The organism is Mongoliitalea sp., assembly GCF_054166905.1.
Genome location: NZ_JBSZCK010000031.1, coordinates 34,302 through 55,774 on the forward strand (window position 1 = coordinate 34,302; position 21,473 = coordinate 55,774).

The 21,473-nt window shown below is 38.5% G+C and carries 20 protein-coding genes; 11 read left to right on the forward strand and 9 right to left on the reverse strand.

Annotation, left to right across the window (positions count from 1 at the left end):
- The first annotated feature begins 4 nt into the window (after positions 1 to 4).
- A complete protein-coding gene (locus tag ACXIUD_RS11200; protein ID WP_458052820.1) occupies positions 5 to 2,395 on the forward strand; it encodes an endonuclease MutS2 in 2,391 nt (796 codons plus the stop codon).
- 12 nt (positions 2,396 to 2,407) lie between these two features.
- Positions 2,408 to 2,641, forward strand: a complete 234-nt coding sequence (locus ACXIUD_RS11205; RefSeq protein WP_458052728.1) for an NAD(P)H-dependent oxidoreductase subunit E — start codon at positions 2,408 to 2,410, stop codon at positions 2,639 to 2,641.
- Between the two features lie 129 nt (positions 2,642 to 2,770).
- On the opposite strand, the gene ACXIUD_RS11210 is transcribed toward ACXIUD_RS11205, so the two are convergent.
- The 6 genes from ACXIUD_RS11210 to ACXIUD_RS11235 are packed head-to-tail and all read right to left on the reverse strand — an operon-like array spanning position 2,771 to position 8,430.
- Entirely contained in the window at positions 2,771 to 3,262 is a 492-nt protein-coding gene (locus ACXIUD_RS11210; RefSeq protein WP_458052729.1) for a hypothetical protein, read from the reverse strand.
- Between the two features lie 48 nt (positions 3,263 to 3,310).
- Positions 3,311 to 3,946 carry an ABC transporter ATP-binding protein gene (locus ACXIUD_RS11215; protein ID WP_458052730.1) on the reverse strand — a complete coding sequence of 212 codons (636 nt, stop codon included), beginning with the start codon at positions 3,944 to 3,946 and terminating at the stop codon, positions 3,311 to 3,313.
- 1 nt (position 3,947) lies between these two features.
- A complete protein-coding gene (gene lpxA, locus ACXIUD_RS11220) occupies positions 3,948 to 4,727 on the reverse strand; it encodes an acyl-ACP--UDP-N-acetylglucosamine O-acyltransferase (RefSeq protein ID WP_458052731.1) in 780 nt (259 codons plus the stop codon).
- A complete protein-coding gene (locus ACXIUD_RS11225; RefSeq protein ID WP_458052732.1) occupies positions 4,724 to 6,118 on the reverse strand; it encodes a bifunctional UDP-3-O-[3-hydroxymyristoyl] N-acetylglucosamine deacetylase/3-hydroxyacyl-ACP dehydratase in 1,395 nt (464 codons plus the stop codon). The genes lpxA and ACXIUD_RS11225 overlap by 4 nt, the downstream gene beginning before the upstream one ends.
- Positions 6,119 to 6,152: 34 nt before the next feature.
- A complete protein-coding gene (gene lpxD / locus ACXIUD_RS11230) occupies positions 6,153 to 7,175 on the reverse strand; it encodes a UDP-3-O-(3-hydroxymyristoyl)glucosamine N-acyltransferase (protein ID WP_458052733.1) in 1,023 nt (340 codons plus the stop codon).
- A gap of 16 nt (positions 7,176 to 7,191) precedes the next feature.
- The gene (locus ACXIUD_RS11235) at positions 7,192 to 8,430 is read right to left on the reverse strand and encodes an HD domain-containing protein (RefSeq protein ID WP_458052734.1); all 1,239 of its coding nucleotides are present in this window, start codon (positions 8,428 to 8,430) and stop codon (positions 7,192 to 7,194) included.
- A gap of 51 nt (positions 8,431 to 8,481) precedes the next feature.
- Here ACXIUD_RS11235 and porX point away from each other — a divergent pair, with 51 nt between their 5' ends.
- The 3 genes from porX to ACXIUD_RS11250 are packed head-to-tail and all read left to right on the forward strand — an operon-like array spanning position 8,482 to position 11,684.
- Positions 8,482 to 10,041 carry a T9SS response regulator signal transducer PorX gene (gene porX, locus ACXIUD_RS11240; RefSeq protein WP_458052735.1) on the forward strand — a complete coding sequence of 520 codons (1,560 nt, stop codon included), beginning with the start codon at positions 8,482 to 8,484 and terminating at the stop codon, positions 10,039 to 10,041.
- Between the two features lies 1 nt (position 10,042).
- Entirely contained in the window at positions 10,043 to 10,492 is a 450-nt protein-coding gene (tsaE, locus tag ACXIUD_RS11245; RefSeq protein WP_458052736.1) for a tRNA (adenosine(37)-N6)-threonylcarbamoyltransferase complex ATPase subunit type 1 TsaE, read from the forward strand.
- Positions 10,485 to 11,684 carry an alanine dehydrogenase gene (locus ACXIUD_RS11250; protein WP_458052737.1) on the forward strand — a complete coding sequence of 400 codons (1,200 nt, stop codon included), beginning with the start codon at positions 10,485 to 10,487 and terminating at the stop codon, positions 11,682 to 11,684. The genes tsaE and ACXIUD_RS11250 overlap by 8 nt, the downstream gene beginning before the upstream one ends.
- Here the strand turns inward: ACXIUD_RS11250 and ACXIUD_RS11255 are convergent.
- The gene (locus tag ACXIUD_RS11255; protein ID WP_458052738.1) at positions 11,681 to 12,142 is read right to left on the reverse strand and encodes a response regulator; all 462 of its coding nucleotides are present in this window, start codon (positions 12,140 to 12,142) and stop codon (positions 11,681 to 11,683) included. The two genes, ACXIUD_RS11250 and ACXIUD_RS11255, sit on opposite strands and share 4 nt — an antisense overlap.
- A 179-nt stretch (positions 12,143 to 12,321) precedes the next feature.
- Here ACXIUD_RS11255 and ACXIUD_RS11260 point away from each other — a divergent pair, with 179 nt between their 5' ends.
- The 6 genes from ACXIUD_RS11260 (at position 12,322) to ACXIUD_RS11285 (ending at position 20,256) form a co-directional block, all read left to right on the forward strand.
- A complete protein-coding gene (locus tag ACXIUD_RS11260) occupies positions 12,322 to 14,598 on the forward strand; it encodes an Rv1355c family protein (RefSeq protein WP_458052739.1) in 2,277 nt (758 codons plus the stop codon).
- The gene (locus ACXIUD_RS11265) at positions 14,591 to 15,295 is read left to right on the forward strand and encodes a hypothetical protein (RefSeq protein WP_458052740.1); all 705 of its coding nucleotides are present in this window, start codon (positions 14,591 to 14,593) and stop codon (positions 15,293 to 15,295) included. The genes ACXIUD_RS11260 and ACXIUD_RS11265 overlap by 8 nt, the downstream gene beginning before the upstream one ends.
- Positions 15,289 to 17,412, forward strand: a complete 2,124-nt coding sequence (locus ACXIUD_RS11270) for a sensor histidine kinase (protein WP_458052741.1) — start codon at positions 15,289 to 15,291, stop codon at positions 17,410 to 17,412. Before ACXIUD_RS11265 ends, ACXIUD_RS11270 begins: the two co-directional genes overlap by 7 nt.
- On the forward strand, positions 17,402 to 18,499 hold the full coding sequence (locus tag ACXIUD_RS11275) for a hybrid sensor histidine kinase/response regulator (RefSeq protein ID WP_458052742.1): 1,098 nt from the start codon (positions 17,402 to 17,404) through the stop codon (positions 18,497 to 18,499). Before ACXIUD_RS11270 ends, ACXIUD_RS11275 begins: the two co-directional genes overlap by 11 nt.
- Before the next feature lie 108 nt (positions 18,500 to 18,607).
- On the forward strand, positions 18,608 to 19,147 hold the full coding sequence (locus tag ACXIUD_RS11280) for an inorganic diphosphatase (RefSeq protein ID WP_458052743.1): 540 nt from the start codon (positions 18,608 to 18,610) through the stop codon (positions 19,145 to 19,147).
- A gap of 62 nt (positions 19,148 to 19,209) precedes the next feature.
- A complete protein-coding gene (locus tag ACXIUD_RS11285) occupies positions 19,210 to 20,256 on the forward strand; it encodes an outer membrane beta-barrel protein (RefSeq protein ID WP_458052744.1) in 1,047 nt (348 codons plus the stop codon).
- Here the strand turns inward: ACXIUD_RS11285 and ACXIUD_RS11290 are convergent.
- Positions 20,228 to 20,707, reverse strand: a complete 480-nt coding sequence (locus ACXIUD_RS11290) for a hypothetical protein (RefSeq protein ID WP_458052745.1) — start codon at positions 20,705 to 20,707, stop codon at positions 20,228 to 20,230. The two genes, ACXIUD_RS11285 and ACXIUD_RS11290, sit on opposite strands and share 29 nt — an antisense overlap.
- Before the next feature lie 118 nt (positions 20,708 to 20,825).
- The gene (locus tag ACXIUD_RS11295) at positions 20,826 to 21,419 is read right to left on the reverse strand and encodes an acyl carrier protein phosphodiesterase (protein WP_458052746.1); all 594 of its coding nucleotides are present in this window, start codon (positions 21,417 to 21,419) and stop codon (positions 20,826 to 20,828) included.
- Positions 21,420 to 21,473 lie beyond the last annotated feature (54 nt).

A 21,473-nucleotide genomic window follows, 5' to 3' on the forward strand; every position in this document is an offset into this window, starting at 1 on the left:
GATGATGATTTACCCCAAAAATCTGGAGGAAAAAATAAATTTTACCAAAATCCGGGAATTACTCAAAGAAGAGTGTGCAGGACCACTTGGAATTGAGTTTGTAGATAAGATGTCCTTTACTAAAGACCCTAAACTACTCACCCGATTATTGGAACAAACAGCTGAGTTTAAGCAAATATTGGAGTCTGGAGATTTTTTCCCAGCTTCTAACTTTACCAATATTCATCCTTTTTTGGATAAAGCCAAAATCGAAGGGACATTCCTCTATGAAGAAGAGTTTCACGAGTTGAAACTTTCCCTTCAAACCTTATTTTCATGTGTTTCATTCATTTTAGACCGCTCCGAACAATATCCGCAACTGTTTGAACTTTTGGGTTTGGTGCACATGAACTCGGACTTGCTCAAAGCAATTGAGCGGGTTATAGATGAAAAAGGAAAAATCCGTAGCAATGCTTCCAAGGAACTTTCCATGATTCGATCACAGATACTGTACGAAGAAAACAGACTTCGTAAAGTTCTGGAAAGGATATTCCGGGAAGCTCGTTCTAAAGGCTTGACCCCGGAAGATTCATCCATTACCATCCGCGGAGGAAGAATGGTGATCCCTGTTTTGGCAGAGTATAAGCGAAAAATCAGTGGTTTTATTCATGATGAATCTGCCACGGGTCAGACAGTTTATTTGGAACCCGCAGAAGTATTGGACATCAACAATGAGCTGAAGGATTTGGAGTATATGGAGCGTAGAGAGATTCAAAAAATCCTCACCAAATTGACCGATCAGCTACGTCCAATGATTCCTGATTTACGTAAAGGATTGACTTTTCTAGGCTTGATAGACTTTATCCGCGCCAAGGCTAAATTTGCCATCAAAACAGGCTCATTCAAACCCACCATCGAAAAAGTCAAAATACTGGATTGGTTCAATGCACGCCATCCCCTATTGGAATTTGCTTTGAAGCAACAAGGAAAAAAAATTGTTCCTTTGAGGCTGGAATTGGATCATAACAGACGATTGTTGGTGATCTCTGGACCTAATGCTGGAGGTAAATCGGTTACATTGAAAACGGTGGCCATGGTACAGTACATGCTGCAGTGTGGCTTGTTAGTGCCTATGGACGAACATTCTATCATGTGTATTTTCGATAATTTTTTTATAGATATTGGGGATGAGCAAAATATTGAAAATGATCTAAGTACCTACAGCTCGCATCTGATGAGCATGAAGTACTTTACCCAAATGGCAACCAAAAAGACCATTGTTTTTATCGATGAATTTGGTACAGGAACAGAGCCGATTTTTGGAGGTGCCATAGCGGAGGGGATTTTATTGGCTTTGAATAAGTCTGGTGCATACGGAGTGATTACCACTCACTATGGTAATTTGAAAGAGGTGGCTTCAAAAAATCAAGGGTTGGTCAATGGGGCTATGCGTTACGATGTGGATAAATTGGAGCCTTTGTATCAGTTGGAAATTGGCAAGCCGGGTAGTTCGTTTGCCTTGGAGATTGCATCTAAGATCGGCATTTCGAAGGATATCATTGCTTATGCCAAAGAGCATATCGGCGAAACACGTGTGAAATATGATCGCATGCTGACCAAGTTGGAAAATGAGAAGGTCAAAATGGAGCAGTTGGTCCATGAAAATCAGAAGAAGGAGCGATTGCTAGAACAGCGGATGAAAGAATACAATCAGCTGAAAGAGACGATAGATACCAACAAGAAGCAATACATCCAACAAGCGAAAGCAGAAGCTAAGGCTTTGCTCGATCAAGTGAATCAAAAGATTGAACAGTCCATCCGTACGATCAAAGAAACCCAGGCAGAGAAAGAAGCGGTTAAAACCATTCGAAAAGAATTGGAGGTTTTAAAGCAGGAAGTCAAACCTGTTGCAGAAGTTCCTGTTGTAGAAAAGCAGATCAAAGTAATTGGTGGAGAAATCGGTGTTGGTGATTTCGTCCGATTGAAGGACAATGGCGCAGTTGCTGAAGTTTTGGCACTCAAGAAGAAGGAGGCAGATATCCTGATTGGAGAATTAAAGTCCACCGTTAAAATCAGCCGTCTGGAGAGAATATCCAATGCAGAAATGAAGAAGGAAAAAAAATCCTTTGCCAAAAGAACAGGATTTGATACGAATACTAAGATGATGGAATTTTCTCCTAACTTGGATTTGCGCGGTAAAAGGGGAGAAGAAGTACTGCCTTTGGTTCAAAATTTTGTGGATGATGGCTACATGCTTGGAATAAAAGACTTGAGGATTGTTCATGGGAAAGGAGACGGTATCTTGAGAGAAATTACCCGCAACTTACTTCGTACAATGTCGTATGTGGGTAGACTAGAAGATGAACATGCAGATAGAGGAGGAGCCGGTGTCACTTTAGTAACCTTAAAAGTCTAACCCCCATTTTCAATGGCTACTTATAGAAGATTTATTTTTGTTTGCAATGGTTCGGATTGTAAAAAGGGAGGTTGCAAGAAACTTCAAAAAGATATCAAAGATTTAATCCGGTCTGAAGACTACAAGGGGAAATTTAAAATCATCAAAACCAAGTGCATGGATTTTTGCAAATCCGCTCCTGTGGTTGTTCTCAATAATGAAGTCCTCAAGAGAAGCAGTGTGGAGGTATTGAAGGAAAAACTGTGATCAAATACCTGCTTGGCCGTAATTTTAAATGCTAAAAAAAATGGCAGATTTTCATAACCTGCCATTTTTTGTTCAATGATTATCAATAACTAATCACCAAATAAAACTTATTACGATTACCTATCCTCTCTACCTTCTTCTTAGAGTAAAGATGTAATTCCCAGCAATTGCTTCAACGCGCTCATCTACTCTTCCCGTAGGCATTGGGATAGTGAATCGAAGTATCAGATTATCTCCTGTTCTGGTGAACGTGATATCTCTGCCTGCCGCAGGTCTTGAGCCGGATAATCTAAATCGGTCAAAATTACTTCCCTCAAATGCCCAAGTGCCATTGGAATCAAAAAGGTTGTTGCTATTGGTTGTTTGGTAGGTTTTATTGTTACCGGAGCTCGCTAAAGTGAGCTCAAAATTGGCATATAATGCCGTCTCTGTTCTTCCATCTCTTGTCACTGAACCACCACCTGCAATGGTCCATACTTGGGAAGATCCGCTAGTTATATCTAAAATAGCCAGTTCTTCGGGTGTTCGTTGTGGCTCAGGGTCTGATCCTGATTCTCGGCAAGCTCCCAATACAATTATAACAACTAAAGGGAGAAGGTAGGTGAAAAATGATTTTTTCATGCGACTAATGTAATTATCATTTGAAATGTAGGGGTTTTATTTGAACAATCAAAACTTTGGCCGAGCCTTGTATTGTTCGATTGTTATTTGCTTATCACAAAAGCCATATTCCTTTGGCTCATTTGAGCAAACGAGTATTTTGCGATCTGAGCCAAATTCTTCCACTAGGTCTAAATACCAATCGGATGCTTTTTTGTCTAGGTTAGAAGTTGGTTCATCCAAAAGAATTAGGGGTACATCTGAAAAAAAGCACAGACCTAATTTTAGACGTTGCTTCATTCCAGAAGAAAATTGTGAGATAGCCTTGTTTTTGTGCTCACTTAGATACATTCGATCCATCATTTTTTCAATCGATAGATTCCGATATGCCTTTTTGAATTTAAAATGAAAATCCAACACTTCCCTCAGAGTAAATTCTTCAGGCAGTTCCAGGTATGGTGCACTGATAACTAAAAATTGATAAATTTCTGTATCGAGGATTTTTTTTCCGTTCAAGCTGTAATCAATATTCCCTTCGGTTAAAGGTAGTTGTCCTGAAATACATTTAATTAAGGTTGATTTTCCAGAGCCGTTAGAGCCAGTAATAGCCCAAGCGTTTGCCTCATCTAGATTTAGAGAGATACCTTTGAAAATCCACTCGAATTGGAATCTTTTGGAGCAATTGACAAGCTGAATGGAAATCATCTTAGCTGATATAGCCTTTCATAACTCCACGTTCGGATGATCGGATGAAGTTGATGATCTCATCACGTTCTTTTGTGGCAGGAAGATTGATTTCAATTTCTTCTAGTGCACGGCTATTATTCAGGCTATTTAAGAATAAATAGCGGTACACCTCCTGGATATGACTGATGCTTTCAGATGAAAAACCTCTTCTTCGTAAGCCTAAACTATTAACACCAGCATAACTTAGCGGCTCTCTAGCAGCTTTGGTGAATGGAGGCACATCTTTTCTTACCAAGGAACCACCAGAAATCATGCTATGCATACCAATTTTCACAAATTGATGGATGGCACTGCTGCCTCCCACAATGGCCCAATCATCAATTGTCACATGGCCTGCCACTTGTACGGAGTTGGCAATAATTACATTGTTTCCAACAATACAGTCATGCGCGATATGCACATAGGCCATCAAAAGACAGTTGCTGCCTACTTTGGTAATTCGTTTATCAATGGTGCCACGGCTGATGGTTACACATTCTCGAATGGTCGTATTGTCTCCGATCTCTACTGTAGAGACTTCTCCTTGAAATTTAAGGTCCTGAGGGATTCCGGCAATTACTGCGCCTGGGAAAATTTTGCAGTTTTTACCGATTCTTGCGCCGGGATAAATGGTTACATTTGAGCCAATCCATGTGTCTTCACCTATGATTACATCCTCGTGTATCATGGTAAAAGGATCTATATGTACCCCGTTTCCGATGCTTGCTTTTGGGTCAATATGGGAAAGATTGCTGATCATGATTCTTTTCTTACAATGCTGGCAGTCATGGTAGCTTCACATACAAGTGTATTGCCCACATAAGCCTCTCCTTTCATCTTTGCGATTCCACGACGGATTGGGGCCAAAAGTTCACATTTAAATATAAGGGTATCTCCAGGTAAAACCATTTTTCGGAATTTACAATTCTCAATTCCTAAGAAATAGGTCCAATAATTTTCAGGGTCGTCTACAGTGCTCAATACTAAAATACCTCCTGTTTGCGCCATTGCCTCCACTTGCAAGACACCGGGCATGACGGGATTTGCAGGGAAATGGCCCATAAAGAAAGGCTCATTGATGGTTACATTCTTTACCCCTGCAACGGTGGTTTCATCTAGATAGATGATTTTATCCAATAATTGAAATGGGTATCTGTGTGGAAGAATATTACTGATTTGATTGATATCCATCACAGGTGGTAGCTTTGGGTCGTAGTGGGGGATATGGTTATGTCCCATTTTTTCCCAAGCCCTTTTTAGTTTTTTAGCAAAGGCTACATTAGCAGCATGTCCGGGACGGGCTGCTAGAATCTGTGCTTTTAAAGGTCTACCCACCAAAGCCAAATCCCCTACCACATCCAGTAATTTATGTCTGGCAGGTTCGTTTTTATAACGAAGTTCCACATTATTCAGAATACCTTCCTTGCGTACCTCTACTTTTTTCTTGTTAAACATTTTAGCCAAATGCTCCAATTCGGAGTCCTCAACTACTCTGTCTACTACCACAATGGCATTATTTAGATCTCCGCCTTTGATCAGATTCTGATTGTAAAGCATTTCTAATTCGTGCAGGAAGCAGAAAGTTCTGCAAGAAGCTATCTCAGCTTTAAATTGATTGATATTTGTAATCGAGGCATGCTGACTTCCTAACACGGGAGAATTGTAGTCAACCATTACAGTCACACGGTAGTCATCCAAAGGAAGTGCCGCAATTTCAACCTCACGGGAAGCATCTCTGTAAGAAATGCTTTCAGGGACTTCAAAAAATCTTCTTAATGCATTTTGTTCCTCAATTCCTGCGTTTTCCAATACTTCTATAAATTGAATAGATGATCCATCCATAATAGGAGGTTCGGGTCCGTCCAATTGAATCAACACATTATCAATTTCCAATCCTACTAAGGCTGCCAGTACATGTTCTACCGTAAATACCCGTGCACCACTTTGTTCCAAAGTTGTTCCTCGAGATACGTCTACTACATTGTCTACATCTGCATCGATGATTGGTCTGCCTTCAATATCTATTCGCTGAAATTTGTAGCCATGATTAGGTGGTGCAGGCAAAAAGGTCATATTCGAAATGACACCTGTGTGCAAACCTACACCGCTGACAGTTACTTGTTTTTTGATGGTATGCTGTTTTACCCTCATGATTCTTTCTTACAGATTTTTAAAAGATGCAAATTTAGTCTTTTTTTTCCAGTTCCTTAATTCTTTGTTGGATTTGAGGGAGATTTCTGAAAATTGCATAGGACTTCAAAAAGTCCTTGAGGTCCATTGCCACAAAACCAAAGAGCGTTTGCCCTTTGCTTGTAATATTTTTACTGATTCCTGTTTTTGCGCCTATTGTAGTATTGTCTGCAATTTTAATATGCCCCACAATACCCACTTGTCCAGCAATCACGCAATTTTTACCGATTTCTGTAGAACCGGAAATTCCTGTTTGAGAGGCAATAACAGTGTTTTCACCTACGATAACATTATGAGCAATTTGAACAAGATTATCAATTTTTGCGCCTTTTTTGATAACTGTAGAACCCATGGTTGCCCTATCAATGGTGGAGTTGGCACCTATACTCACATGATCTTCAATGATGACATTGCCGATTTGAGGGATGGTTTTATACGTCCCATCTTCTTGAGGGGCAAACCCAAAACCGTCTGATCCAATAACCGCGCCAGGATGAATTTCACAGTTTGCGCCAATCTTGCTGTCATAATGAATTTTTACACCTGGGTGAATGATGGTATTATCTCCGATTTCGCAGTTGTCTCCTATATGTGCTTGAGCATGGATCTTTACATTTTTTCCAATAATACAGTTCTTTCCGATGTAGGAAAAAGCTCCCCTAAATCCATATTCTCCCATACTAGAGCTTGTATCCATAAATGCAGGCTCCTCAATTCCTTGCTTACTTTGCTTGGTTAGTTGGCTGTAAGCCTCCAGTAGTTGGGTAAATCCCGTATATGGATTTTTAACACGAATCAGATTACATTTTACAGCTTTCTGCAAAACTAGGGATTCAGAAATAATTACTGCTGTAGCCTCCGTTTCATAAAGAAATGGCTCATATTTTTCATTGGATAAAAAACTGATGCCTCCAGCTTTACCTTCTTGGATTTTGTCGAGCCTACTAACTGTGGCTAAGCCATCGCCCTCTACCTTTCCTCCTAAAATTCCTGCAATTTGATCAAGTGTAAATTTCATTTCTTGTATTTAAAGCCTACAAATTTAAATTTTTAGCCTGACAAATGTAGTGTTTGGTCACTATTTTACTCATTGCTTTGATATTTGGCAGGTCGGCAGCTTGAGCTACATCCAAGATTTCTCCTTTTTTGGTAAGGATATGTATTTTTTCTTTGTTCAAATAAGCGTAGTTGCTAATGCTTCCGTAGGTAAAAAAGTAGGGTAAATCATCAGCAGGGATGGCAAGTTTCTTTAATACTTTTGCCCTCATCTCTTCAATTTCGCCGACCTCATACTCCTCATTTCTTAAATTGATTTTAAAAAGTTTCCGTTCCAAAAACATATTAGAAATAGCCTTGAGAACATAATCTTTTTCATTTTTCCAGAGCTTGATTCCTCCCCAAATATCAAAATCATCCAGGGACAAAAATAGGTTAAGTAAATCTGTTGATTGCTCAAAATCCTTTAAGGTAAAATCATGGGATAAAAAATGTAGCAATTCATCTGTAGCCCTTAGGTTTCCTCGGGTTTGCTGCACATGTTTGGCCCTTAATACCAAATTGATCAGCATTTTTTCGGCGCTGACCGTAGTTTTATGAAGATACACCTGCCAATACATCAACCTACGGGCGGAAAGAAAATTTTCAATGCTGTAAAGACCTTTTTCTTCCACTACTAGCTGATCATGCTTGATGTCCATCATTTTGATGATTCGATCCGCCCCAATCGTACCTTCCGAAACTCCCGTAAAAAAGCAGTCCCGCTGTAAGTAATCTAATCGATCAATATCAAGCTGGGAGGAAACCAACTGGTGAAAAAATTTACGCTCGTATTGATCATTGAATATTTTTAATGCGAGATCTAGCTTTCCATTTAGCTGTCTGTTAAGTTCTTCCATTACCAAGACAGATAAACGTTCGTGGGGAATGTTTTTGAGCAAGCTATATTCCAGCGCATGTGAAAAGGGGCCATGTCCCACGTCATGCAGTAAAATGGCTATCAGGGATGCTTCGAATTCATCTTCTGAAATCTCATGTCCTTTATAGCGAAGATTTTCAAGTGTAATGCTCATGAGGTGCATAGCACCCAAAGCATGGTGAAAACGGGTATGTAATGCTCCCGGATAAACGAAATCTGTCAAACCTAGCTGCCTGATCCGACGTAACCTTTGAAAGTAGGGATGGTCAATAATGGAAAAAATCAACTCACTAGGGATGGTAATAAACCCATAAACAGGGTCATTTAGAATCTTTCTGCTTTTCAATGTCGCTGACATTTGATTGATTCCAAAAGTAATTATAATTTTAAAAGAATTAAACCGAATTTTATGCAAAAATTTAAAATCCTTTGGGCTGATGACGAAATAGATTTATTGAAACCACATATTCTGTTTCTTCAACAAAAAGGCTACGAAATTGTAACAGTCAATTCGGGTGTGGATGCAATCGATGAAGTAGAAGAGCAATCCTTTGATGTGATTTTTTTGGATGAAATGATGCCCGGGATGACAGGTTTGGAGACTTTGCAGCAGATAAAAATGATCAAGCCTCATATTCCCGTGGTCATGATTACCAAGAGTGAGGAAGAACATATCATGGACGATGCAATTGGAGGAAAGATTGCAGATTATCTGATCAAACCTATCAATCCCAATCAGATCTTACTTTCTGTAAAGAAAATTTTACAAAACAAACAGCTGATTACTGAAAAGACCAATCTGTCTTATCGACAGGATTTTATGAATATAAGTATGGCCTGCAATGATGCATCCACGCATAGGGAATGGGCAGATATCTATAAGCGCTTGACCTATTGGGAATTGGAGATTGATGAGACTGAAAATAAGAGTATGCAGGATGTCTTAGATACGCAGAAGACTGAGGCTAATAGCTCATTTGCAAAGTTTATTAAAACAAATTATCTCGATTGGTTGAATGATCCAAAGATAGAAAAGCCGCTCTTGAGTCCACGAGTGATGAAGGAAAAAGTATTTCCTCACCTGGAAGAGGGGAAGCCTTTGTTTTTTATAGTTATCGATAATTTGAGATTGGATCAGTGGGAGGTTTTAAAACCTTTGATAACCGAGTATTTTAACATTAAAGAAGAAACTTCTTATTTCAGTATTTTGCCAACCACTACTGCCTATGCAAGAAACGCACTATTTAGTGGCATGATGCCTTCAGAAATGGCACGTTTCCACCCGGATTTATGGGAAGGAGAAGATACAGATGAGGGGAAAAATAATAATGAAGAAGAGTTCTTAGCTGAAAACCTTCATAAAAATAGACTGAATATAAAGTTCAGCTATACCAAAATTTTACAAGCCTATCAAGGTAAAACAGCCTTGGAACAATTCCATAATTTGTTACACAACGATCTCAATGTATTGGTGTACAATTTTGTGGATATGATGTCCCACGCACGTACCGACATGAAAATGATTCGTGAACTTGCCCCGAATGAGTCGGCTTACCGCTCCCTGACCAAAAGTTGGTTTGAACATTCTACCTTGTTTGAAATGTTTAAAAAAATTAATGATGCCAAAGCCGAGGTCATTGTGACAACAGATCATGGTACCAAGCGGGTGAATAAACCGTATAAAATTATCGGGGATAAGACCATTACTACGAATTTGAGGTACAAACAAGGTAAAAATCTTAACTTCGAAAGTGGGAAGGTCTTTGAAATCCATAAGCCCGAAGATGCCAAACTTCCAAGGTTTAATGTCTCTACAAGTTATGTTTTTGCAGTGGAAGACTATTTCTTTGCATATCCAAACAATTACAATTACTACGTCAATTTCTACCGAGACACATTCCAGCATGGAGGGGTTTCTTTGGAAGAAGTGATTGTTCCTTTGGCGCATTTAAAACCCAAGACCAGTTAATTTGGAATCAAATACCATAGACAACTATGCGTTGTCAGATATTCATAAGGTAGCCCAACAAATAAAAACCTTTGCTCAAGATATGCCAATCTGGGTCTTTAAAGGTGCTATGGGAGCTGGTAAGACGACATTGGTAAAAGCTATTGCCGAAGCATTCGGTGTAGAGGATCAAGTGTCTAGTCCTACCTTTGGTTTAGTGAATGAATACAGAAATAATAAAGGCCAAACTTTCTATCATTTTGATTTTTATCGAATTAATGAAGAGGAAGAGGTGTTGGATATCGGTATAGATGAGTATTTTTACAGCGGAAACTATTGTTGGCTTGAGTGGGCAGAGAAAATTCCACATTATTTGCCAGAAGATTTTGTGTTAATTGCCTTAGCGGTAGATGAATCTGGCAAGAGAAAAATCCAAATGAACCGAGTGATTAAGGGGCAAAAACATGGTTGAGATAACTGATACAACGGTATTGACGCAAGAGGCTAAGGCCAAAGTGAAAACTAGAAATAATTCTTTGGTCATAGGGATTCCCCTGGAGAGGTCTGCGCAAGAAAAAAGAGTAGTCCTTACACCAGATGCCGTAGCACTTTTAGTGAACAATGGCCAACAGGTTGTAGTAGAAACTGGTGCCGGTAATGATTCCAAATTTACAGATAAGGACTATGCGGATGCGGGAGCCAAAGTGGTGTATTCAGCCAAAGAAGCATTTGAAGCAGAGGTTGTCCTAAAAGTCGAACCACCTACTGAAGAAGAAATCGGCTATATGCCAGTTGGTGCTTGCCTCATTTCAGCCTTACAGCTTGGGAAGCAGGAGGCATCCTTCATTCATGCCTTGAATGCAAAAAAAATCACCGCTGTATCATTTGAGAATCTGGAAGATAAAGTAGGAGGGATGCCTGTGGTCAGGGCTATGAGTGAAATAGCAGGGTCCACAGTGATGCTCATTGCTGCTGAATATTTAAGTTCGGTCAGTGCTGGAAAAGGCTTATTGCTTGGTGGAATTACTGGAGTACCACCGACCAAAGTGGTAATAATTGGGGCAGGAACTGTAGCCGAATATGCAGCAAGAACTGGTTTAGGGCTAGGAGCAAATATTAAAGTTTTTGATAACCATTTGTACAAACTCCGAAGAATAAAGCAGCTACTCGGACAACAGATATACACATCTACTATCGATAATTATACGCTAGCAGAAGAGTTGAAAAATGCTGACGTAGTCATTGGTGCGCTGCGTGCCGAAAAGGGCAGAAATATGATAGTTATCACGGAGGAGATGGTCGCAGGTATGAGTCCTGGAAGTATTATCATAGATGTGAGTATCGATCAGGGAGGCTGTATAGAAAGCGCGGAAATGACATCACATGATGATCCTGTGTATATTAAACACGATGTAATCCATTATTGTGTTCCCAATATTGCTTCTAGGGTAGCAAGGACTGCTTCTTTTTCGTTGAGTAATATTTTCACACCAATCATTCTTCAAATGGCAGACTTGGGCGGGGCAGAAGAAATGGTGTTTAATTACAAATGGTTTATGAAAGGGGTATACACCTATAGAGGCAGTCTTACCAATGCTCATTTAGCAAGGAAATTTAGCATGACCCACAAGGAGCTACAACTGTTATTAGCTGCCCGTTTTTAGGAAAGTAAATTTTGTCTTAATAAAAATTCCAATTGCTCATTGGCCTGAATAAGGTCTTCAGTAAGTTTTTTGTTTGCTTTACGCAGAGAAAATACCTCATATGCATTTTTGATGACTGTTTTCAGGTAATCTTCATCCCAAGGTTTGGTGAGGTAATGATATATTTGTCCTTTATTAATAGCATCGATGACAGCTTGAATATCTGTGTAGCCAGTCAATAATATTCGAATAGGTTCTGGGTGGTTTGGAATAATTGAAGCTAAAAATTCAACTCCGGTTTCATCAGGCATCCGTTGGTCTGTGATGATAATATCCACAGTTTCTTTCTCCAAAAGTGTTCTTGCCTCTTTTGCCGAAATAGCCAAATGAATTTTGTAATCTCTCCTAAAGGTAGCCTTGAATGCTTGAAGGTTATGCATTTCATCATCTACATATAGAATTGATATTTTATTGCTCAAAGTCATATATATTAAAATAGTTGGGTGAATTTTTTTACGAGCTTGCCCCCAAATTTAGCGATCAGCATATTATTTTATCAATTTTGGCTTAATCCTATGGAATATTTTTAACATTAGGGGTTGAAATTGATTTCATTACTATAATTTTACCGTTTGTTCACCCCTGCAATACTGGAAGTATGTTATTCACCGAAACAGTCCCTACTTCAGCCTATGCTTCTCATGTAATTTTAAATTTAGCAAAAGAAGATGAATTAGTAGAGTATTTGGCGCTAAAAAATAATTCTCTCGTCTCAGTCAATGATTCTATTCTTTCTCAAATCAAAGATTTGATTAAGCTACAAAACCCTACAAATACAATTAGTTCTAGTAACCTGAATAAGTTAGCCGGTGATTTTTTAGAAAAAAATGGAGGGGAAAAATATGGGAATTGGGTTTATTACCCTTGGAGAAATACACTGGTTCATGTTTTGCCTGAAAAAGAGTTTGCTGAGGTACGGACTATCAGAAACAAATATAAAATTACTGCGGAAGAGCAGATGCAATTGTCCCGAAAAAAAATTGGGGTAGTTGGACTTTCGGTAGGTCAAAGTGTATCACTTGCCCTAGCGTTGGAAAGAAGCTTTGGAGAGATAAGAATCGCTGATTTTGATACACTCGAATTGAGTAATTTGAATAGGTTAAGGGCAGGACTTCATTATTTAGGTGTAAAAAAAACAACTATTGTACAGCGGGAAATAGCAGAGATTGATCCTTATCTTCAGGTGACTGTTTTTGAAGAAGGATTGACAGAGGGTAATCTGGATGATTTTTTAACTAGAAATGGCTCTTTGGATCTTTTGATTGACGAGTGTGATAGCTTGGATATGAAATTGATGATGCGAGAACGGGCAAGAGCTTTTCGGATCCCAGTCTTGATGGATACATCCGATCGAGGGATGCTAGACATTGAGCGTTTTGATTTGGAGCAGGATCGAGAGATTTTTCATGGATTGGTGGAAGGGCTAGACTACAAAGGGCTGAAAGATCTTCCAATGAAAGAAAAAATCCCAGTGGTGTTAAAAATTACGGGCTTGGAAACACTTTCTACCCGAATGAAAGCTTCCTTGCTTGAAGTGAATCAAAGCATTACTTCTTGGCCTCAACTAGCATCTTCTGTTTTTTTGGGAGGAGCTCTTGGTGCACATGCCAGTAGACAGTTACTTTTAGGAAAAGCTTTGAAATCAGGAAGGTATTATGTGGATTTCGATGAAATCTTACAATTGAATGATATCAGTGATGTTATGCTTCGTGAAGAACGGGAATTGAATGGTCAAGTAGACAGTACTTTTAACTTTTCCGGAAATCTTAAATCAGCGTATTTATTAATTGCTGATGAGTTAGAGCAATTGCTTGCTTTTGCCAATTTGGCGCCTTCGGGAGGAAACGTACAGCCTTGGACATGGATCTTTGATGCTCATGGCGTATTACATTTAATGCATGATCAGGAGCGTTCTAAAGCTTTGTTGGATTTTAAGGGGACTGGCTCTTTAATAGCCTTTGGAGCAGCTTTGGAAAATATCCGGATTTGGTGTGCTGATCAAGGGATGGAGATACGAATTCATGAGCAGATAACCTCTTTTGAAGAAGTGCATATTGCTTCCATTGTCTTTTTGACAGCCCCGCAAAAGAAGGAAATGTTATTTCAAAAAGAGTCACTTTTTCCTTATGTTTCTCAACGGTTAACGGACAGACTCAATCAAGGTAGGAAACCAATAGCAGCCAATCAGCTGGAGGAATTAAGAGGTTTGATTGCTGGTACAGGTTTTCATTTGGAAATATTCGATCGAGAAAAGTCCATTCAAGACCTAGCTTCAATCAATGGAAAAATGGATTGGGTGAGGATGCTTAATAAAGAAGGTTACGAAGATTTTTTACATGAAATTCGATGGAATCCCGAGGAAGCTGCCAGATTGAAAGATGGTATTGACTTAGCCACATTTGATTTTGGGACTGCGGAAAAAGCACTTATGAAATTGATCAGCAATAGACAAGCCATGGATGTCATTCGGAAATTCAAATTGGGTCAAGGGTTTACCAAAATTTCTGATGATACTTTTAAGTCAGCTTCAGCTATTGCAGTACTGATGGGGCCTAAATTTACTCCTCAAACGTATCTCACAGGAGGTGCGCTTTTGCAGCGCATTTGGATTACTGCCAACAAGATGGGTATAAGTTTTCAACCGGTTACTGCGGCATTGTTTATGTTTCACAGGTATTTCAAAGGAGGGCAAAAAGATTTCACGAAATTTGAAGGTGAGTTGATTCAATCTGCTTTTGAAGATTTTAATTACTTGTTGGGAAGCAAGGACAAAGAACCTTTATTTATGTTCCGATTGAATATGACAGACGGGAAGGTAGTGAAATCGTATAGAAGGCCTGTTTCAGAAACGCTTAAAATAATTCCCCATGTTTAAGTTTAGAGCTTTCCGAGCTATTGATGAACCATTGACTTGTCAGGAATTTGCCGAGGGACATGCGAATGTCCTCAAACAATATGGGGTAAATAAAGTGACTTCTGCGAATAATGATTGGATGTATAATCCTTATGTATATGTAGTTGTCGTTGAATTAATGCCAACAGGTCAGATAGTTTCTGGGTTGAGATTGCATATTGCTCATGAGGATTATCCACTTCCATTAGAAACAGCTGTTGCACAGGTAGATGAATCGGTATTTGAATTAGTTCGCCGCTATGGAAAAAACGGTACAGCAGAAGTTGCTGGACTTTGGAATTCAAAGACAATTGGAGGATATGGCATCGGTGCGATTTATTTAATCAGAGCAGGTATTGCCATTGCCTCACAACTACAATTAGGTTCCTTACTTGCGCTTGTTGCAGCGTATACGCTTCCGCCATCTTTGCAAAAAGGGTTTGAAATAGAAACGGCTATTGGGAAAGACGGGACTTTTTTTTACCCAAAATTAGATTTGGTAGCCACCTCCATTGTGCTAAAAGATCCATGTAACTTACCCAAAGCAGAAAAAGAAGAACGAGATTACATTTTTATGCTTAGGGAATCTTTACATTGCATTACAGAAGAAAATACCCCAAAAGGTAAGATCCAAATAGAATTTGATTTACAACTCGTTAATCTAAACTGGAAATGTTAATCAGCTTTATTTTCATGGTATTCACTAATATTGGGAGCCCTGTTTTTCAGTGGGTCACAGGTGAATCTTCAAAAAATGTAGAGAATTATGAGTTTCTGATCGATAAAGGTGGAGAATTGTCCATTCAAGAAGTAATTCAAGAAGAGGGGTTTCAATTGATTAAATCAGAAAATCCCAATTTTGGAATCAGCAAAGCAACTGTTTGGCTCCGATTTGAAGTAAAAGATCTGAGAAGTACTCCTGAAAATAAATTCTTAGTCATTAATAACAGCTCCTTAGATATCGTACAGTATTTTTTAGTATATGGTGGAGAGGTGATTGATGAACAGATCAGTGGGCGTATCATAGATTTTTCAACTAGAATTTTGCCATCCAACAAGCTTATCTTTTCCTTACGTCCACCTGCAGATAATCTTCCTGTCCAAATTTATCTTAGAGTACAAAGCAGCGATAAGAAAATCGTATCAGCATATATTGCCAGTACATTAGGAGTATATCAGCGTTTGAATTTTGAAAATGTCTTATTCGGGATATTCACAGGAGTCATTGTAGGACTGTTTTTTTACAATGTATTTTTGTATAGTTCAGTAAAGGATATCACCTACTTGGTTTATGTGCTTCATTTAGTGGCTGTATGGTTTGCACAATCTTCGATTCTGGGATATACGCAAGAGTTTTTATGGCCTAACTGGGATTGGATGAATCAGCGTTCAATTGTTATTTTTTCCTCTTTGGTAAGCATAGTTGGTATTTGGTTTTTAAAAGTGTTTTTAAATGCTCGCCACTTTGTACCCGTTCTTAATAAGGGATTTCGGTTCATTTATGGGGTGTATGCTTTTATTTTGCTCAATGCATTATTCATTTCCATCACCTTGAGTTATCAAGTTTTGCTTGTGACTCAGTCAGTTGTAGTCATGTATGTTTTCTTAGTGGCATTTAGAATTTTGAAAAAGGGTTACGGACCAGCCCGTTTGTATTTGATAGCTTGGTCTGTGTTTATGTTTGGGATTTTTATTTTCGTTTTTTCAGAAATGGGGATTATTCCATTCACTAAGTTTTCCGCATACATTATGCCCTTTGGTTCTGGACTTGAGGTTGTTTTGATTTCATTCGCTTTGGCAGATAAAATCAATATTTTGAAAAAAGAAAAGGAATCGGAACAACAAGAAAAATTAGCTGTCATGAAGAGTAATGAGGTTTTGATCACTAGACAAAATGAAATTTTGGAGGAAAAAGTGAAGCAACGGACCTTGGAGCTTGAGGATACTTTACATAATCTACAAAGCACCCAAACTCAATTAGTGGAACAGGAGAAAATGGCTTCTCTTGGGCAGCTGACAGCAGGTATCGCTCATGAAATCAATAACCCTATTAACTTCGTAAGTTCAAATGTATCCCCTCTTAAGAGAGATATTGAAGATGTGTTGGAGATTTTAGAGGCTTACAAGGCTAAGGGGCAATTGGAGTTTACATCAGCAACCATAGAAGAATTAAGAGACTTGGAAAATGAATTGGAGCTAGATTATTTACTCCAAGAAATTCAGCAACTCCTACAGGGAATGGAAGATGGGGCTAGGCGGACAGTGGAAATTGTAAAGGGACTAAAGCTTTTTTCGAGGGTTGATGAGCAAGATGTTAAGAAAGTAGACATTCATGATGGAATAAATAGTACCTTAATCTTGCTCAACAGCACTATGGCTGGGAGAATTGAGATTGTCAAAGAGTACGACGCTATCCCTCCCATAGAGTGTCTGGCAGGTAAAATCAACCAAGTTTTTATGAATGTTTTAAATAATGCTATTCAGGCATTACTGGAGAATGAACATCAAAAAGAGTCACCTAAAATCACTATTAGAACCAAAAATCTGAATACCTTTGTACAGATAGAAATTGAAGATAACGGTCCTGGTATTCCTGAGCCCATCAGGCAGCGAATTTTCGAACCTTTTTTTACTACCAAAGCAGTAGGAAAAGGCACAGGTCTTGGATTATCCATTGTATATACTATAATAGAGAATCACAAAGGTTACCTAGAAGTGACTTCTGAGCCCCAAAACGGAACCAATTTCAAAATAAAGCTTCCTGTCCTTCAAAATACCCAAATATATGATGGATAAAATTAAAGTACTATATATTGATGATGAGGCTAATAACCTTACGTCATTTCGTGCAAGTTTGCGTAAGTTTTTTTCAATTACTACTGTGATTGATGCTAAAGAAGGATTGGAAATTGTTCAAAATGAAGAGTTTCACGTTGTGGTAGCAGATCAACGGATGCCAGGGATGACCGGAGTGGAGTTTTTTGAGGAACTAACAAAAATTAACCCTGACCCAATAAGAATTTTGCTAACGGGGTATTCAGACATAGCCTCGGTTATAGATGCGATCAATAAAGGAGAAGTATATCGATTTATAGATAAGCCTTGGAATATTGACCAAATTAAAAATGCAATTATCAATGCAGCAGAAATTTATAATACCCGTAAAGAGTTAAAAGATAAAACCAGCAGACTGGAGAAAATCCAAATAGAGATGAATCAGTTTGTGTACTCCTTGTCTCATGAATTAAGAGGGCCTTTGATGAGTATATCGGGGGTTTCCAAGCTTGCAAAAATGGAGTTTTCGGATCCTCAAGTGCTGGAGTTTTTTGATATGATTGACTCTGCCACTGGAAAGCTAGATGATTTTATTTACAAAATGCTCGATTTTTATCGTTCAACAAAAATGGATGCTCAGGTTGCGCCAGTGAATCTTAATGAGATTATCCATCAGCAAATAGAGGCCTACAGGGAGAAGTGGGACTTAGAAGGATTTGAGTTAATCCTTGGGATAGAACAACAAGAGCCATTTTTATCAGATGATGCCAAAATCCGGGTTATTCTTAATAATTTATTTTCAAATGCTTATAATTTCCATAAAGAGTTAAAAGATAGGCCATGGATAAAGATTGAGGCAAAAGTTACCAGTGGAGTAGCAGAGATTTCTGTAGAAGATAATGGGCATGGAATTGAAGAAAAATATCAATCTGGGGTATTCAATTTGTTCCAACGGGCTTCTAAAAAAAATGCAGGGTCGGGTTTAGGTTTATACATGGTCAAAGAATCTGTAACCCAAATGGGTGGAAGTATTCAACTAATCTCACAGCCTGAGGTGGGTACAAAGGTTACAGTAAAGCTTCCAAGCTTGAATTTAGTACAGGTTTAGCTCTTCAATGAGTGCTGTAAGGAAATTTAAAGATACATTTCGTTTTTTTCCTTGTTTTTTGACCGTAATTTTGTGACCTAATATTGTTTTAATCAAACGTTTTCAACTATGATCAATCCGTGGCACGATGTGCAACTAGGAAAAGAAGCACCTGAATATGTAATGGGTGTGATTGAAATCCCCAAAGGAAGTAAAGGAAAGTATGAATTGGATAAAAAAACAGGAATGTTGCTCTTGGATCGAGTACTTTTTTCAGCAGTTCATTATCCAGCTAATTACGGTTTTATTCCGCAAACATATTGTGAGGATCACGATCCATTGGACATACTAATTATTTCGCAAATTGATATTCCATCCATGACTTTGGTTAAAGCCAAGGTGATAGGAGTGATGCGAATGATTGATGGTGGAGAAGCAGATGATAAAATCATCGCAGTGGCAGCGGGTGATCAATCTGTCAATTATATAGATGATATTGACGAACTCCCTCCTCATTTGATGAAAGAAGTACACCGCTTCTTTGAAGACTATAAGAAGTTAGAAAATAAGGAAGTAAAGGTGGAAGATTTCCTAGGTAAGGAAGAAGCCTTTAAAATCATCCAAGAAAGTGTGGAACTTTACGATAAACATTTCAGAACTAGAAAGTAATGTTAACAGGAAGCCAGCGAAAGCTGGCTTTTGTGATTTGACGGGAATCCTAAGTGAATTGTATGAGGTTTTTGCTGATTTGTCTTTTGCTAGTTTCCGGAGTCAACTCTTTTGCACAAAAGGAGGATTCTGGTTCATGGGAATTTTCGGGGTATTTGGAAACCTATTACAGTTTTGATTTTAATCGGCCAGATAATCATCAGAGGCCTCATTTTCTATACAATTTTAATCGGCATAATGAGTTCAGCGTCAATCTTGCACTTGTGAAGGCGTCCTACACCGAAGGGAATATTCGAAGTTCGCTTGCCTTGATGGCCGGGACTTATGCACAGTACAATCTTGCGGATGAGCCTGCGTGGGCTCAATTTTTAAATGAAGCATCTATTGGAGTGCAATTGTTGGATAAGCTTTGGTTAGATGTGGGAATCATGCCTTCTCATATTGGTTTTGAAAGTTGGATAGGGACAGTTGGCTGGCATCTCAGCAGAAGCTTAATGGCTGAAAATTCACCCTATTTCCTTACGGGTGCAAGGTTAAGCTATGATTTGAAGGAACATACGCAATTCACCTTTTGGCTTTCCAATGGCTGGCAAAATGTTCAACGTACACAGAATAATCAGGGAGTTGGCCTTGGATTTGGAGTCAATCATTCTCCAATCAAAGGGATGGTAATTAATTATGCTAATTATTTGGGAAATGAAAGCACCATAATTCTTAGAGAAATGCGCTTTTTCAATAATTTTTATATCCAACATGAGCTAGATTCTTGGGGATATACCATTGGATTTGATTATGGTATGCAGCAAGTAGTTCTTGCTCCAAGAGCACAGTGGTGGGGGGTAACGGCATCCTTGAAAAAAACAGTTTTGGATAAATATACGGCTGCTATACGAACAGAATATTACTCAGACCCAAGAGCAATAATTCTGGATGAGCCTTTTAAATTATCTGGGAATTCTATCAACTTGGATATTCCTTTGAATGACAGATTGATTTGGCGGATGGAAGGAAGACAATTTTGGGCAAGACAGGGGAGATTTCCTCTTCGAGATGGTAGTTTCTCTAGAAATAATCTAGCCCTTACTTCTTCTTTGGCTTTGAGTTTTTGACAATTGAAGAAACATGTTTTTTTGCTAGCTTTTTTTGAAAATAAGCAAGCATTTCTGAATAGTTTTCATGCTCATGGTTGCTGATAGTAAAGGAAGTCTGATCTTCAAATACCACAGTCATTTGCTTAAATTCTTTTTTATTCGCAATTATCTTTTCCTCTTCCCATACTTTCACCTCGTCAAGAGCGTAGTTTTTTGTTAGTCTGCGAATAGGGAATCGCAGGGTGATTTTTTCTTTTCCTGCGGTAATAAACTTATATCCTGCCATCATTTTCACGAGCAGGAGTAAGATAACTATGGTCAATAGTGTAGTACTTAGCAAGTAAAACCACAACCCAAACGTTCTTACGTTCGCAAAATGCGTCAGTGTGCCTATAAGACCTACGAATAGTAGTCCTAATACCGAACCAAGAGCTATGTATGTACTTGTTTTTGGTTTACAGGTTGTCATGTTTATCTAATGGATTTATCAGACTTCAAAAATAGAGACAATATTTTGCTTTAAGTAAACCCTATCAAAAGCAGCAAAGAGAATTTGTTCCTATACAGAAGGAATGATTGATTGTATGTTAAGGGTTTTTCAAGATCTCGAGTGATGATTTAGAATGGGCTACTAAATCTTCAAAAAACTCTCCAAAATGAATTCTAAAGTACTCATGGTTTTCATCCAAGAAGATGTGGGCGGTTTCCATATTGGAATTGAATTTTGTTTTTTTTGCCATCGCTTGCATTGCCCTTCTAATGCCATCTAGACTTCCATAGCCTACAAGCATATTGTGGTACCGCATAAATCCATACATTTTTAAAAACCTATATGGAAGGATGTCAATGAAAATATCGAGTGTATCATATACTTGATGTGCGAATTCATTCAGAGGCATTTCATGATAATTTTTCCAATATTTTCCCAGAAAATAATCAAAATACATATCCGTAATTACAGATGAATACTTTCCGTATACAGGTTTTAAAATTTCTTGTGCCTCTTTTACAAGTTCATGATTATCAGTGAATTTATCGATTTCACGATGAAGCTTAATTCCCATGACGATTTCTCGTTCGTAGGTGCGTTCTATGTTGCCTCGGACTGAGTCTCCGATGAGGTTTCCTACCAGTATTTTAGGCTCTCCAAATGATAAATAAGCGTGAGCTAAGTAATTCAATGGCTATTTTTTTAAACAGAATGGACTGCTGGGTGATTTACATGTACATTTGCT

Excerpts from the sequence above, each read along its gene's own strand:
- ACXIUD_RS11200 (WP_458052820.1), top strand. The coding sequence starts at position 5 with ATGATTTACCCCAAAAATCTGGAGGAAAAAATAAATTTTACCAAAATC.
- ACXIUD_RS11205 (WP_458052728.1), top strand. The coding sequence starts at position 2,408 with ATGGCTACTTATAGAAGATTTATTTTTGTTTGCAATGGTTCGGATTGT.
- ACXIUD_RS11210 (WP_458052729.1), bottom strand. The coding sequence starts at position 3,262 with ATGAAAAAATCATTTTTCACCTACCTTCTCCCTTTAGTTGTTATAATT.
- ACXIUD_RS11215 (WP_458052730.1), bottom strand. The coding sequence starts at position 3,946 with ATGATTTCCATTCAGCTTGTCAATTGCTCCAAAAGATTCCAATTCGAG.
- lpxA (WP_458052731.1), bottom strand. The coding sequence starts at position 4,727 with ATGATCAGCAATCTTTCCCATATTGACCCAAAAGCAAGCATCGGAAAC.
- ACXIUD_RS11225 (WP_458052732.1), bottom strand. The coding sequence starts at position 6,118 with ATGAGGGTAAAACAGCATACCATCAAAAAACAAGTAACTGTCAGCGGT.
- lpxD (WP_458052733.1), bottom strand. The coding sequence starts at position 7,175 with ATGAAATTTACACTTGATCAAATTGCAGGAATTTTAGGAGGAAAGGTA.
- ACXIUD_RS11235 (WP_458052734.1), bottom strand. The coding sequence starts at position 8,430 with ATGTCAGCGACATTGAAAAGCAGAAAGATTCTAAATGACCCTGTTTAT.
- porX (WP_458052735.1), top strand. The coding sequence starts at position 8,482 with ATGCAAAAATTTAAAATCCTTTGGGCTGATGACGAAATAGATTTATTG.
- ACXIUD_RS11250 (WP_458052737.1), top strand. The coding sequence starts at position 10,485 with ATGGTTGAGATAACTGATACAACGGTATTGACGCAAGAGGCTAAGGCC.
- ACXIUD_RS11260 (WP_458052739.1), top strand. The coding sequence starts at position 12,322 with ATGTTATTCACCGAAACAGTCCCTACTTCAGCCTATGCTTCTCATGTA.
- ACXIUD_RS11265 (WP_458052740.1), top strand. The coding sequence starts at position 14,591 with ATGTTTAAGTTTAGAGCTTTCCGAGCTATTGATGAACCATTGACTTGT.
- ACXIUD_RS11270 (WP_458052741.1), top strand. The coding sequence starts at position 15,289 with ATGTTAATCAGCTTTATTTTCATGGTATTCACTAATATTGGGAGCCCT.
- ACXIUD_RS11275 (WP_458052742.1), top strand. The coding sequence starts at position 17,402 with ATGATGGATAAAATTAAAGTACTATATATTGATGATGAGGCTAATAAC.
- ACXIUD_RS11280 (WP_458052743.1), top strand. The coding sequence starts at position 18,608 with ATGATCAATCCGTGGCACGATGTGCAACTAGGAAAAGAAGCACCTGAA.
- ACXIUD_RS11285 (WP_458052744.1), top strand. The coding sequence starts at position 19,210 with ATGAGGTTTTTGCTGATTTGTCTTTTGCTAGTTTCCGGAGTCAACTCT.
- ACXIUD_RS11290 (WP_458052745.1), bottom strand. The coding sequence starts at position 20,707 with ATGACAACCTGTAAACCAAAAACAAGTACATACATAGCTCTTGGTTCG.